General features: G+C 73.2%; 15 protein-coding genes. 3 read left to right on the top strand and 12 right to left on the bottom strand.

Annotated features, from left to right (window positions below; translation table 11 throughout):
* The first annotated feature begins 37 nt into the window (after positions 1 to 37).
* Positions 38 to 817, top strand: coding sequence for an SCO3374 family protein (locus tag ACZ7EG_RS14040; RefSeq protein WP_471076916.1), 780 nt, complete (start codon positions 38 to 40; stop codon positions 815 to 817).
* 9 nt (positions 818 to 826) lie between these two features.
* On the opposite strand, the gene ACZ7EG_RS14035 is transcribed toward ACZ7EG_RS14040, so the two are convergent.
* The 10 genes from ACZ7EG_RS14035 to ACZ7EG_RS13990 form a co-directional block, all read right to left on the bottom strand.
* Positions 827 to 1,162, bottom strand: a complete 336-nt coding sequence (locus tag ACZ7EG_RS14035) for a histone-like nucleoid-structuring protein Lsr2 (protein WP_352098736.1) — start codon at positions 1,160 to 1,162, stop codon at positions 827 to 829.
* Positions 1,163 to 1,426: 264 nt separating this feature from the next.
* On the bottom strand, positions 1,427 to 1,960 hold the full coding sequence (locus ACZ7EG_RS14030) for an amino-acid N-acetyltransferase (RefSeq protein WP_471076913.1): 534 nt from the start codon (positions 1,958 to 1,960) through the stop codon (positions 1,427 to 1,429).
* Positions 1,961 to 1,969: 9 nt separating this feature from the next.
* A complete protein-coding gene (locus ACZ7EG_RS14025) occupies positions 1,970 to 2,407 on the bottom strand; it encodes a BlaI/MecI/CopY family transcriptional regulator (RefSeq protein ID WP_471077092.1) in 438 nt (145 codons plus the stop codon).
* 184 nt (positions 2,408 to 2,591) lie between these two features.
* Positions 2,592 to 2,780, bottom strand: a complete 189-nt coding sequence (locus tag ACZ7EG_RS14020; RefSeq protein WP_104783427.1) for a hypothetical protein — start codon at positions 2,778 to 2,780, stop codon at positions 2,592 to 2,594.
* An 18-nt stretch (positions 2,781 to 2,798) separates the two neighbouring features.
* Positions 2,799 to 3,434, bottom strand: a complete 636-nt coding sequence (locus tag ACZ7EG_RS14015) for a hypothetical protein (RefSeq protein ID WP_471077089.1) — start codon at positions 3,432 to 3,434, stop codon at positions 2,799 to 2,801.
* A 134-nt stretch (positions 3,435 to 3,568) separates the two neighbouring features.
* Positions 3,569 to 4,366 (bottom strand): type III pantothenate kinase, encoded by a 798-nt coding sequence (locus ACZ7EG_RS14010; protein WP_471076909.1) that lies wholly within the window; start codon positions 4,364 to 4,366, stop codon positions 3,569 to 3,571.
* A 15-nt stretch (positions 4,367 to 4,381) separates the two neighbouring features.
* Complete coding sequence (nadC, locus tag ACZ7EG_RS14005) at positions 4,382 to 5,356, bottom strand: carboxylating nicotinate-nucleotide diphosphorylase (RefSeq protein WP_471076906.1); 975 nt, start codon at positions 5,354 to 5,356, stop codon at positions 4,382 to 4,384.
* Positions 5,357 to 5,361: 5 nt separating this feature from the next.
* Positions 5,362 to 7,068 (bottom strand): L-aspartate oxidase, encoded by a 1,707-nt coding sequence (locus ACZ7EG_RS14000; RefSeq protein ID WP_471076903.1) that lies wholly within the window; start codon positions 7,066 to 7,068, stop codon positions 5,362 to 5,364.
* Positions 7,065 to 8,066, bottom strand: coding sequence for a pantoate--beta-alanine ligase (gene panC, locus ACZ7EG_RS13995; RefSeq protein WP_471076900.1), 1,002 nt, complete (start codon positions 8,064 to 8,066; stop codon positions 7,065 to 7,067). Before panC ends, ACZ7EG_RS14000 begins: the two co-directional genes overlap by 4 nt.
* Entirely contained in the window at positions 8,063 to 9,001 is a 939-nt protein-coding gene (locus ACZ7EG_RS13990; RefSeq protein WP_471076897.1) for a Rossmann-like and DUF2520 domain-containing protein, read from the bottom strand. The genes panC and ACZ7EG_RS13990 overlap by 4 nt, the downstream gene beginning before the upstream one ends.
* 181 nt (positions 9,002 to 9,182) lie before the next feature.
* On the opposite strand from ACZ7EG_RS13990, the gene ACZ7EG_RS13985 reads away from it, so the two are divergent.
* The gene (locus ACZ7EG_RS13985; protein WP_471076894.1) at positions 9,183 to 10,364 is read left to right on the top strand and encodes a threonine aldolase family protein; all 1,182 of its coding nucleotides are present in this window, start codon (positions 9,183 to 9,185) and stop codon (positions 10,362 to 10,364) included.
* Here the strand turns inward: ACZ7EG_RS13985 and ACZ7EG_RS13980 are convergent.
* Positions 10,357 to 10,560, bottom strand: coding sequence for a hypothetical protein (locus ACZ7EG_RS13980; RefSeq protein WP_471076891.1), 204 nt, complete (start codon positions 10,558 to 10,560; stop codon positions 10,357 to 10,359). The two genes, ACZ7EG_RS13985 and ACZ7EG_RS13980, sit on opposite strands and share 8 nt — an antisense overlap.
* Before the next feature lie 159 nt (positions 10,561 to 10,719).
* Between ACZ7EG_RS13980 and ACZ7EG_RS13975 the strand changes: the two genes are divergently transcribed.
* On the top strand, positions 10,720 to 11,826 hold the full coding sequence (locus tag ACZ7EG_RS13975; RefSeq protein ID WP_471076888.1) for a DUF5937 family protein: 1,107 nt from the start codon (positions 10,720 to 10,722) through the stop codon (positions 11,824 to 11,826).
* Positions 11,827 to 12,139: 313 nt separating this feature from the next.
* Here ACZ7EG_RS13975 and ACZ7EG_RS13970 read toward each other — a convergent pair whose 3' ends face one another.
* Entirely contained in the window at positions 12,140 to 12,808 is a 669-nt protein-coding gene (locus ACZ7EG_RS13970; RefSeq protein ID WP_234749908.1) for a response regulator, read from the bottom strand.
* Between the last annotated feature and the right edge of the window lie 9 nt (positions 12,809 to 12,817).

Raw genomic sequence — 12,817 nt, 5'->3', positions numbered from 1 at the left:
CGCTGTTGCACTTGGCATGTTCGGCGCCCCTCGTCCCGTGATCGCGTCCGCGTCCCCGGCCCTCCCGCTCCCCCGCCGGCCGCTCGACCCGTCCGCCCCCGCCGCGAGCGGCCCGGGCACGATCCGTCCCGCGAGCGGTCAGGTCCGGCGGTGGTACGAGAACGAACTGGGCTGGCCGACGGTGCCCGGCGATCCCCTGCGGCTGGTGGTGGGGGTGCGCTACGACGTCCTGGACGTGCCGGCGCGGGCGGGGCACGCGGCGCTGCGCCGCCGGGACCCGGGCTCTCCCGTCGCCCTCCACGGTGACCGGATGCTGTTCCTGGTGGCCGCGGGCAGCGCCGAGGAACTTCCCGGGCTGCTGGAGTGGCTGGACTGGGGAGGCCTGCCGCTGGATCTGGCGGCGGTCGGTGCGGGCGGCCTCATGGCGGCGCCGTCGCCCCCGGTGTCTCACGAGGAGAGGGCGGCGCTGCTGTCGCGCGATCCGTGCGCGTCGGGCGCCGTAACGGCGGATGCCCTCTCGGCCTGCGGTGCGGACACACCGTTCAGGGACGGGTCACCGCCCCCTGGTCCCGGTTCTCCCGTCGACCGGCCGTTTCCGCCGGACCGGGTCGGTTCCCAGGGGGCCGCCGTGTGGCTGCGGCCCCCCGAGCCGGGATGCGAGGTCGAGGCCTCGCTGCCGACGCTGTCGGCGCCGGGGGGCGCTGGGGACGCCCCCGATCTCGTGCGGCTGGTGAACACGATGGCCACACAGTGCCACCGGATCCGGCTGCGGCGCCCCTGCGCCCAGCCGCCGGCCATGCGTGCGCAGGGTCGGTGATGCCGCTGTTCAGCCGTTGGCCTTCTCGTAAGCCTCGCGGATGGTCGCCGGAACACGGCCGCGGTCGTTGACCTCGTAGCCGTTCTCCTTCGCCCAGGCGCGGATCGCCGCGGTGTCCTGGCTGCCGCTCGAAGCCGCGCGCGTCTTTCCGCGCCCGCCCGAAGCACGGCCTCCGGTACGACGACCGCCCTTCACGTAAGGCTCGAGAAGGCCACGGAGCTTGTCCGCATTGGAGGTGGTGAGATCGATCTCGTACGTCTTGCCGTCCAGCGCGAACGTCACGGTCTCGTCCGCCTCGCCACCGTCGAGGTCGTCGACAAGAAGGACCTGAACCTTCTGTGCCACCGGATTTCCTTTCATCGATATCTTCAGGGCCGGGGTGTGCCGGCGTCCGCCGTATCGCCGTCCCCTGTTATATGCAGTACTGCAGTACCTCGGAAAGCAAACCGCTTTTGCCGGAAAAACACAAACCCCCGGCAGAGACCGGCAGCCCGGGCTCGGTCCGGAAACGTGCGCGTTTCGGACATAGGGCACCGGGGCAGGGGCGGCCCCGCGGAATATGCCTTGACGAACCTGCCCGGCCCTCTTGGACCGACTAGCGCCCGACGATCACAGATGCAGAAGCATCCGGCTGTTGCCCAAGGTGTTCGGTTTCACTCGTTCGAGTCCCAGGAACTCCGCGACGCCCTCGTCATAGGAACGCAGCAGCTCCGCGTAGACATCTGTGTCGACGGGTGTCTCGCCGATCTCCACGAAGCCGTGCTTGGTGAAGAAGTCGACTTCGAAGGTCAGACAGAAAACGCGGCGAACACCGAGCCAGCGGGCGGTCTGCAGCAACTTCTCCAGCACCCGGTGCCCGACGCCCGCGCCCTTCAGGCCGGGCTTCACCGCGAGAGTGCGGACTTCCGCGAGGTCTTCCCACATCACGTGCAGCGCACCGCAGCCGACGACCTCGGCGTTGTCGTCCCGTTCCGCGACCCAGAACTCCTGGATGTCCTCGTAAAGCGTCACCGTCGCTTTGTCGAGCAGGATGCGGCCGCGCACGTAGGCGTCAAGGAGGCTGCGCACGGCCGGGACATCGCTGGTGCGGGCCCGCCGGACGGTGATGGCTTTTGCGGTGGCTTCGGGGCTCTTCGCGGACATGGCGGGACGCTATCGCCCGCCGAGGTCCTGAGCGGAGGCGGGGTTCTCCTCGGGGCCTTCCCCGCGTTCCGGCCGTTCGGCCCGTTCCGCGGATTCCGACGGTTCGGTCGGTTCCTGGGTTTCCGGGCCCTGCACGATCCGTACGGCATCTCTGAGAGACCGCCGTTGTTCCTCGCTCATCATGCCGAAGAAGGCGACGAGAGCGGCGGCGGGGTTGTCGCTCTGCGACCAGGCGTCGTTCATCAGGGCCGCTGCGTAGGCGGCACGGGTGGAGACCGCCTCATATCGATAGGCGCGGCCTTCCGCCTCGCGGCGCACCCAGCCCTTCTGATGGAGATTGTCCAAAACGGTCATCACGGTGGTGTACGCGATGGACCGCTCCTTCTGAAGATCTTCCAGGACTTCTCGAACGGTCACCGGGCGGTTCCACTTCCACACCCGCGACATGACCGCGTCTTCGAGTTCTCCCAATGGGCGAGGCACAGCTCAGAACAATAGTGGGAGATCCCGGTAATGGCGTGGCGGACGTGCGCTTCACCGGCGAACAGGAACAAAAAGGGCGTACGGCTCGGCGGTGCGGGCGCCGCGGGGTGCGGGTCCGCCGAGTCGTACGCCCTCGGGAGGGTGTGGGTCAGGCGTCGGTCTTCGAGGGCGCCGCGCCGGACTGGCGGGCGCCCTCCACGCGCGCGAGGGCGGCGTCCACGGCCGCGTCCTCCTTGGCCTTGTTGGCGCCGCCCTGGGTCTTCACGATCACCCGGATCACGCCGATGAAGAAGACGGCCATGACGGCCGGGGGCAGCAGCGCGGAGACGTAGTCCATGGATCCAGGGTAGCCACGTCAGCCCGCGGCGAGCTGCTGGGGGTTCGCGGGTGGTGGCGGGGCCGGCTTGCGGCGCGGGAAGACCTCGCCCGGCGTGGGGATCGGGCGGGAGGGCTTGGGGGTGCCGGGGGCGGGGGCCGGGGCGGGCTTGGGGGGCGCCGGCTTGCGTACGGGCTTCTTCTCGGGCTGCTTCTCCGGGCCGCCCTCGACGGCGTCACCGGGGGCGCGGCGGCCGCCGGGGATCGCCAGGAGACGGGTGCGGGTGCGGGTGCGGGAGCCGGGAACCGCGGCCACCGGGGCGGGCGCGGCGGCCACAGGGGTGGGCGTACAGCGGCCCAGGAGGGCCGCTGCGGCGGGATTGCCGCGCAGGGCGCGCAGGGCGGCGAGGTCGTCGGGGAGGGGGCGGTAACCGGCGCCCAGGGCCTCGTCCAGGAGTGCGAGGTAGCCGGCGGCGGTGCCGGGGAGGGCGGCGCGGTACCGGCCCAGGTCGGCCACGAGGAAGGCACGCAGCCTGACCCCCTCCCGCAGCGCCTCGTCGAGCGACTCTGCGAGACGGAGACAGTCCTGGACGTCTTCGGCCGAGGCGGGGGTGGGGTGGAGGGCAAGGGCGAGAGCGCGGCGGAGCACACGCAGCTCCTCCACGCCGAACGCCATGCCGCCGCGGGATCCGTATGGCGTGGGCATGCGGCGACGATACGCGCTAATCAGACAATTTGCGCACAGGGGGCGGGTGTGGCGCGGGGGACCACTCGTCTCGCCCAGAGCGCCCGCCCGCCCCCGTCGGCACCTCACATGCGCGACACGTTCCGCTCGTACACCAGGCGCAGCCCGATCAGCGTCAGCCACGGTTCGTGCTCGTCGATCACCGACGACTCGCCCAGCACCATCGGGGCCAGCCCGCCCGTCGCGATGACGGTGACGTCGTCCGGGTCCTCCGACAGCTCACGGGCCATGCGGTTGACCACGCCGTCGACCTGGCCGGCGAAGCCGTAGATGACGCCGGACTGCATCGCCTCGACCGTGCTCTTGCCGATGACGTTGCGCGGCCGGGCCACCTCGATCTTGCGGAGCTGGGCGCCGCGGACGCCCAGGGCCTCCACGGAGATCTCGATGCCGGGCGAGATGACCCCGCCGACGTACTCCCCTCGCGCGCTGACCGCGTCGAACGTCGTCGCCGTGCCGAAGTCGACGACGATGGCCGGGCCGCCGTAGAGCTCGACCGCCGCGACCGCGTTGATGATGCGGTCGGCGCCGACCTCCTTGGGGTTGTCCATGAGGATCGGCACGCCCGTCTTGACGCCCGGCTCGACGAGGATCGCGGGCACGTCGCCGTAGTAGCGGCGGGTCACCTCGCGGAGTTCGTGCAGGACCGAGGGGACGGTGGCGCAGATGGCGATGCCGTCGATGCCGTCGCCCAGTTCGTCGCCGAGAAGCGGGTGCATGCCCATCAGGCCCTGGAGGAGGACCGCCAGTTCGTCGGCGGTGCGGCGCGCGTCCGTGGAGATGCGCCAGTGTTCGACGATCTCATCGCCGTCGAACAGGCCGAGGACGGTGTGGGTGTTTCCTACGTCGATCGTCAGCAGCATGACCCGTACCCGCCCCTACTCCGCCGGCCGCAGGTCCAGGCCGATGTCCAGGATCGGCGAGGAGTGGGTGAGGGCTCCGACGGCGAGGTAGTCGACGCCGGTGTCCGCATAGGCCTTGGCGTTGACCAGGGTGAGGCGGCCCGAGGCCTCCAGGGCGGCACGGCCCTGGACGACGGCGACGGCCTCCGCGCACTCGCCCGGAGTGAAGTTGTCCAGCAGGATCAGGTCGGCGCCGGCGTCCAGGACCTCGCGGAGCTGGTCCAGGGTGTCGACCTCGACCTCGATGGGCACGTCCGGGAAGCGTTCGCGCACCGCCTGGAAGGCCTGGGCGACACCGCCCGCCGCGACCACGTGGTTGTCCTTGACGAGGGCCGCGTCGGAGAGGGACATGCGGTGGTTGACGCCGCCGCCGCAGCGGACCGCGTACTTCTCCAGGGAGCGCAGGCCCGGCGTGGTCTTGCGGGTGTCGCGGACCCTGGCCTTCGTGCCGTCCAGGACGTCTGCCCACGCGCGCGTGGCCGTCGCGATGCCCGACAGGCGGCACAGGATGTTCAGCGCGCTGCGCTCGGCCGTGAGGAGGTCGCGGGTGCGGGTGGTGACGGAGAGGAGCTTCTGGCCGGCTTCGACGCGGTCGCCGTCCTCGGCGTGGCGCTCGATCTCCAGCTCTTCCTCGCAGACCACCGAGATGACCGCCTCGGCGACGCGCAGGCCGGCCACCGTGCCCGCCTCGCGTGCGGTGAAGTCGGCCGTGGCCACCGCGCCCTCGGGGATGGTCGCCACCGTCGTCACGTCCACGCCGTGGGCCAGGTCCTCCTGGAGGGCCACGTTGGCGATGTCCTCGACCTCGACGGGGTCGAGGCCGGCGTCGGCCAGGAGCTGGGCGAGTGCGGGGTCCAGGCCGCACTCCAGGTATGCCTCGTCGTCCGCGCCGCAGGCGCAGCCGTCTGAGCAGCCTCCGGTGGAGGCGAGGGGAAGGTCGGGGGTGCTCACGTCGGTCACTGCTCCTGGGGGGCCTGGGTGGGGAGGGTCGGGGGGAAGTCTGTGGTGTCCGTGGTGTGCACGGCCAGCGTGCGGTCCGGGTTCAGGGTCACGACGATGTGGCGGCGCCAGGTGCTGTCGTCGCGCTCGGGGCGGTCCTCGCGCCAGTGGCAGCCCCGGGTCTCCTCGCGCCGCAGGGCGGCGGCGACCAGGACGCGGGCCACGCACAGGAGGTTGGTGGCCTCCCAGGTGTCGACACCGGCCTCGGCCGTCTTGCCGTTCTCGGCGAGGGCCTCCCGGGCGTCGGTGTGCAGGCGCTGGAGCTGGTCGGCGGCCTTGGTGAGGGAGCCCGCCGAGCGCAGGACGCCCGCCCCTGCCGTCATGATCCGCTGGATCGTGAAGCGGGCTTCGGGGGTCTGCAGGGGGTGCTCGGGGATCTCCGGGTGCGGGACCGGCTGGGGCACGCGCGCGTGCAGGCCCCGCGCCGCGATGTCGGCCGCGATGCGCTCGGCGTAGACGAGGCCTTCGAGCAGGGAGTTGGACGCCAGGCGGTTGGCTCCGTGCACGCCGGTGCAGGCCACCTCGCCGCAGGCGTAGAGGCCGGGGACGGTCGTCCGGCCGTGGGAGTCGGTGCGGACGCCGCCGGAGGCGTAGTGGGCGGCCGGGGCGACCGGGATGGGCGCGGTGACCGGGTCGATGCCGTGGGCGCGGCAGGCGGCGAGGATCGTCGGGAAGCGGTGCTCCCACATCTCGGCGCCGAAGTGCCGGGCGTCGAGGAACATGTGCTCGGCGTCCTGCTCCAGCATGCGCCGCGTGATGCCCTTGGCGACGATGTCGCGGGGGGCGAGTTCGGCCAGTTCGTGCTGCCCCACCATGAAGCGCACGCCGTCGGCGTCGATCAGGTGGGCGCCCTCGCCGCGTACGGCCTCGGAGACCAGGGGCTGCTGGCCCTCCGCGTCCGGGCCGAGGAACAGCACGGTCGGGTGGAACTGGACGAACTCCAGGTCGCTGACCTCCGCGCCGGCCCGCAGCGCGAGCGCCACGCCGTCGCCCGTCGACACCGCCGGGTTGGTGGTGGCGGAGAAGACCTGGCCCATGCCGCCGGTGGCGAGGACCACCGCGGGGGCGTGGACGGCCCCCACGCCGTCGTGCTGGCCCTCCCCCATGACGTGCAGGGTGACACCGGCCGTGTGGCCCTCGGCGTCCGTGAGGAGGTCCAGGACGAGCGCGTTCTCGACGGTGCGCATGCCCCGCGCGCGGACGGCCTCGACCAGGGCGCGGGAGATCTCGGCGCCGGTGGCGTCGCCGCCGGCGTGGGCGATGCGGCGGCGGTGGTGGCCGCCCTCGCGGGTCAGTGCCAGCTCGCCCTCGGACTCGTCGAACCGGGCGCCGGTCTCGATGAGGCGGCGTACGGCGTCGGGGCCCTCGGTGACGAGGAGGCGGACCGCGTCCTCGTCGCACAGGCCGGCGCCCGCGACGAGCGTGTCGTCGAGATGCTGTTCGGGGGTGTCGCCCTCGCCGAGGGCCGCGGCGATGCCGCCCTGGGCCCAGCGGGTGGAGCCGTCGTCGAGCCGGGCCTTGGTGACGACGACCGTCCGCAGGCCCGCGGCCTCGCAGCGCAGGGCCGCGGTCAGTCCGGCGACGCCGGAGCCGACGACGACCACGTCCGCGGCGATGGACCACCCGGCGGCGGGCGCGTGCAGTCGTATGCCTGTGGTGGTCACGAGGCGGCTCCGAAACGTGTGAAGGTGAGCGGGACGTTGTCGATCAGCCGGGTCGACCCGACCCGGGCGGCGACGGCGAGGACCGCCTCGCCCGTGAAGTCGTCCTCGATCTCGGTGAAGTCGGACGGATCCACCAGGGCGAGGTAGTCCAGCGCGAGCGGGGGTTCGAGGCGGGCGGCCTCGTCCAGGACCAGGCGGGCGGCGGCGCGGACGGCCGCCGGGCCGCCGGGGACGGCCGTCGCCACGGCGTGTGCGTCGGCCGCCGCACGGGACTCCCCTATGGCGCTGAGCGCCTCGGCACGCGCGCGCGTGGCGGGCACCTCGCGCGCCCGGGCCCGCAGCGCCTCCTGTGCGGCATGCCGGTCCTGGCCCGCGAACAGGGCACCGGACAGGGCGAGGGCGGTGCGCCGCTCGGCGGCCGACAGGTAGCGGTTGCGGCTGGACAGGGCCAGGCCGTCCTCCTCGCGGACGGTGGGCACGCCGACGATCTCCACGCCGAAGTTCAGGTCCCGCACCATGCGACGGATCAGGGCGAGCTGCTGGGCGTCCTTCTGGCCGTACAGGGCGACGTCGGGGCGGGTGAGGTGCAGCAGCTTGGCGACGACGGTGAGCATGCCGTCGAAGTGGCCGGGGCGGGAGGCGCCCTCCAGTCGCCCGCCCATGGGGCCCGCGGTGATGCGGACCTGGGGCTCACCGCCCGGGTACACCTCGTCCACGGAGGGGGCGAACACGACGTCTGCGCCCGACCGTCCGGCGAGCTCGACGTCGGCGTCCAGGGTGCGCGGGTAGCGGTCGAGGTCCTCGCCCTGGCCGAACTGGAGCGGATTGACGAAGACGGTGACCACGACCTCACCGTCCGGACCGGCGATGGTGCGCGCGGTGCGGATCAGCGTGGCGTGGCCCTCGTGCAGCGCGCCCATGGTCATCACCACGGCGCGGCGGCCCGTACGGGCGCGTGCGTGCAGGTCGCCGGCGGTGCTCAGCAGGGTGGCGGTCATCGGGCGTCCCCTTCGGTGCCTTCGGTGCCGTCGGTTCCGTCGGCGAGTACCCCGAGGAGGTCCTCGGCCAGTTCCGGCTTCAGCAGGCCGTGGGCCAGGGCCCGGTCGGCGGTCGCCCGGGCCATCGCCAGGTACCCGGCGACGGTCTGGGGGGCGTGCCGGCGCAGCTCCGTGACGTGCGCGGCGACCGTGCCGGCGTCGCCGCGCGCGACCGGGCCGGTGAGGGCCGCGTCGCCGGAGCGCAGGGCGTTGTCCAGGGCCGCGCCGAGCAGCGGGCCGAGCATCCGGTCGGGGGCCGTCACGCCGGCCGCGCTCAGCAGCTCCATGGACTGGGCGACCAGCGTGACCAGGTGGTTGGCGCCCAGGGCGAGCGCCGCGTGGTAGAGCGGCCGGTTCTCCTCGGCGATCCACTCCGGCTCGCCGCCCATCTCGATGACCAGGGCCTCGGCGGCCAGGCGCAGCTCCTCGGGGGCGGTGACGCCGAAGGAGCAGCCGGCCAGCCGCTGGACGTCCACGGGCGTGCCCGTGAAGGTCATCGCCGGGTGCAGGGCGAGCGGCAGGGCGCCCGCGCGCAGCGCCGGGTCGAGGACCCGCGCCCCGTACCGCCCCGAGGTGTGCACGAGGAGCTGCCCCGGCCGGACGGATCCGGTGTCGGCGAGGCCGGTGACGAGGTCGGGCAGGGCGTCGTCGGGGACGGTCAGCAGCACCAGGTCGGCCCGCTTCAGGACCTCGGCGGGCGGCATCACCGGCACGTCGGGCAGCAGCAGCCCGGCGCGGCGCCGGGAGGCCTGCGAGACCGCGGAGACGGCGACCGGGCGGTGCCCGGCGAGCTGCAGGGACGCCGCCAGCGCGGGGCCCACACGGCCGGCGCCGACGACGCCGACGGTGAGCCGCGCGGGGCGGTCCTTGGGGTCTGGCTGTGGGGTTGTGTTCACTCGACGGCGGCCTTCCCGTTCCAGTCCGCTCCGGGTACCGGACGATTTCTCGTCATGTTAACGCGATCGGTTCGAGGGGCGTTCGGCCATCCACAGGCTGTGCATGCCCGTGCGGCATTCCCGTCAGGGCGTCCGGAAATGCGGATGCCCCGCCGCCCGCGCTCGGGGCAGGATCCGGGGCATGACCGATAGGGCGGAACGCGACGACGGGGTGACGGACCGGGACCGGGTCGCGCGGCTGCGCGAGCGGCGGCTGGCCGCCCATCACAGGGCCGGACGCGTGTTCGCGCGCTTCGGCTTCCAGCAGACCCTCCGGGAGCGCCTGGCGCTGCTGGAGGAGGCGGCGGCCGTCCACGACCTCGACCAGTTGTCCGACGTGTACGGCGACGGTGTCGTCGAGGCGCTGGAGACGAAGGTCGCCGGGCTGCTCGGCACCGAAGCCGCCGCGTTCTTCCCGACGGGCACGATGGCCCAGCAGGTGGCCCTGCGCTGCTGGGCGGGCCGCACCGGGAACCCGACCGTCGCCCTGCACGCGCTCAGCCATCCCGAGGTGCACGAGCGGAACGCGTTCAGCGAGGTCGGCCGGCTGCGCCCGGTGCGGCTGACGAGCGAGCCGCGGCTGCCGACCGCCGACGAGGTGCGCGACTTCGAGGAGCCCTTCGGGGCGTTGATGCTCGAACTGCCCCTGAGGGACGCCGGTTTCGTGCTGCCCTCCTGGGAGGAACTCACCGCGGTCGTCGAGGCCGCGCGGGAACGGGACGCCGTGGTGCACTTCGACGGGGCCCGCCTGTGGGAGTCCACCGTCCACTTCGGCCGCCCGCTGGAGGAGATCGCGGGCCTGGCCGACAGCGTCTACGTGTCGTTCTACAAGGCCCTGGACGCTTTCGGCGGCGCGGCGCTCGCGGGCCCGAAGGAGCTCGTCGAGGAGGCGAAGACCTGGCGGCACCGGTACGGCGGGACGGTCTTCCAGGAGTTCCCCACGGTGCTGTCGGCGCTGGTCGGGCTGGAGCGCCAACTGCCCCGGCTGCCGGAGTACGTGGCACACGCGCGCGTGGTGGCCGCCGCGATGCGCGAGGCGTTCGCGGCGGCCGGGGTGCCGTGGGCGCGCGTGCACCCGGAGGTGCCGCACACCCACGACTTCCAGGTGTGGCTCCCGTACGAGCCGGACGTCCTCGCGGAGGCTGCGGTCCGCATGGCCGAGGAGACGGGGGTCGTCCTGTTCGGCCATGGCTGGGACCGGGGCGGTCCCGGGCTGGCGCTCACGGAGGTGCATGTGCGGGCCGATGGGCTGGAGTGGAGTGCCGAGGACGTGAAGGCGGCGGTGGCGGAGTTCGTGGCCCGGCTGCCGGAGCAGGTCAGGTAGGGCGCCGCCGCCACCTCCTCATGCCGTCCCGGAGCCGGCGTCGGGCCGGGCGGTCCGCGAGGGCGGCGCGGAAGTGCCGTTCGTCGCGCCACTCCCGCACGACCTTCCAGTCGTCGGTGCCGGGGGCGGGCGGGCCGGGCTCGCCGAGGGACCGGGCGCGGTAGGTGTCGAGGAGGTACTGCTGCGTGATGCTCATGGTGAATCGCCTCTGCGGGACGGGGTGATGGAGGTCCGAAGGCTCCGCGGCTGCCCCGGTGGTCCCACCGTGCGTCCGAACCGGGAACGGCGTCGCGTCGATTGACCAGGCCCGTCAATCGACGGGGGCGTTGTCGGTGGCCGGGTGCACCATGAGGGCATGAGCGTGCACATCGACATCGAGGGGCTGCGGCCCGAGGCGGTCGCCGTCGTGCCGTCGCCCCTGGCCGAGCTCGGCATGGCCCTGCACGCGCTGTCCGAACCGGCGCACCACCCGGGCCTGCAGGGCTGGGTGACGGGGGTGACGGCCCGGCTCGACCCGCATCTGGCCGACCGGATGTGCGAGGCGGACTTCCTGTGGCGGACGACGTTCTCGGATCTGTTCCTGCCCTGGGCGGGCCTGCCGGACCGACGCACGCTCCCGGGCGCGACCCTCGCCGAGGAGCTGGACCAGCTCGACAAGCTGTCCGACGAGCAGTTCGTGGACGCGGCACTGGAGTTCACCTGTGCCACCTGCTACGGCGACAGCGGACCGACGACGCTCTCCGACCCGGAGACGCGCCGCCGGGCACTGGAGCTGGCCGCCGCGCGCGGACCGCGGCAACTGCGCTTCGGTGAGCGGCTGCTGGCGGACCCGCCCAGGATCCGGGCCTGGCTGCGGCAGTTCCTGCGGGACTGCGAGGAGGCGTTCTTCGCGGAGGCCTGGTCCCGGCTGCGCCACCAGCTCGCGGCCGATGCCCGGCACAAGACGGATCTGCTGCGGCGCAAGGGCCTTGCCGAGGGGCTGGCCGCGGTGTCGCCGGCGATCACGCTCGATGCCGCCGGCACCCGGATCACGGTCGACAAGCTGGGCGACGGCCGTACGGCCACGGGCGACGGCGGCCTGCTGCTCGTCCCGACGAGTCTCGGCTGGCCGCATCTGATGGTCCTGCACCGGTACGGCTGGCAGCCGGTGCTGCACTACCCGGTGGGCTCCCCGGAGCTCGCCGTACCGCAGACGCTCGAACAGCTGGCCCTGCGGATGACCGCGCTGTCCCATCAGGTCCGGATGCGCATGTGCCGCCATCTGGCCCGCAGCGCGCACACCACCAGCGAGCTGGCGCAGGTGCTCGGCATGACGGCCCCGGAGATATCCCGGCATCTGGCCGTGCTGAAGAAGGCGGGCCTGATCACCACCCGCCGCCGCGGCCGCTACGTGCTGCACCAGCTGGACGTGACGGTGGTGGCCCGGCTCGGCAGCGAGTTCCTGGAAGGGATCCTCAGGTAGCCGGCCCGCGCCGGAGGGTCAGCGGCCGAGGCGCGGCCGGACACGCCGCCCCGCGCCGACGGGCCGGCACGGCCGGGGCGGCGCAGTCGGGTCGGACCGGCAGGTCAGCAGTGCCCGCCGGCCCGCACCAGCCCGACACCGACAGCTCAGCCGTCCCCCCGGCCCGCACCCAGCCCGACACCGACAGCTCAGCCGTCCCCCCGGCCCGCACCCAGCCCGACACCGACAGCTCAGCCGTGCCCCCGGCCCGCACCAGCCCGACACCGACAGCTCAGCCGTGCCCCCCGGCCCGCACCAGCCCGACACGGACAGCTCAGCCGTGCCCCCCGGCCCGCACCAACCCCGTCTCGTAGGCCAGCACCACGACCTGCACCCGGTCCCTGAGCCCGAGCTTGGTCAGGATGCGGCCCACGTGCGTCTTCACGGTCGCCTCCGACAGCACCAGCCGCGCCGCGATCTCGCCGTTGGACAGACCCTGCGCGACCAGCACCATGACCTCGCGCTCACGGTCGGTGAGCCGCTCCAGCTCCTTGTGCTGGGGCTGCTTGGTACCCGGCAGCATGGGCGCGAAGCGGTCCAGGAGCCGCCGGGTGGTGGAGGGCGCGACGACCGCGTCCCCGCTGTGCACGGCCCTGATCGCGGTCAGGAGCTCGGCCGGCGGGACGTCCTTGAGCATGAAGCCGGAGGCGCCCGCCTTCAGCCCGGAGAAGGCGTACTCGTCGAGGTCGAAGGTGGTCAGGATGAGCACCTTCGGCGGGTCGGTGTCCGCGCAGATCCGGCGGGTCGTCTCCACTCCGTCGAGCTTCGGCATGCGGACGTCCATCAGCACCACGTCGACCTCGGTCGTCCGCAGTTCCTGGAGGGCCTCGACGCCGTCCCCCGCCTCCGCCACGACCTCCATGTCCGGCTGGGCGGCGAGCACCATCCGGAACCCGGTGCGCAGCAGCACCTGGTCGTCGACGAGCATCACGCGGATCGTCATCGGGCCTCT

It is taken from the genome of Streptomyces sp. NPDC037100, from assembly GCF_055606225.1.
The sequence above is the reverse complement of the archived record's forward strand: the minus strand, read 5'-3'. Positions and strand labels throughout refer to the sequence as shown.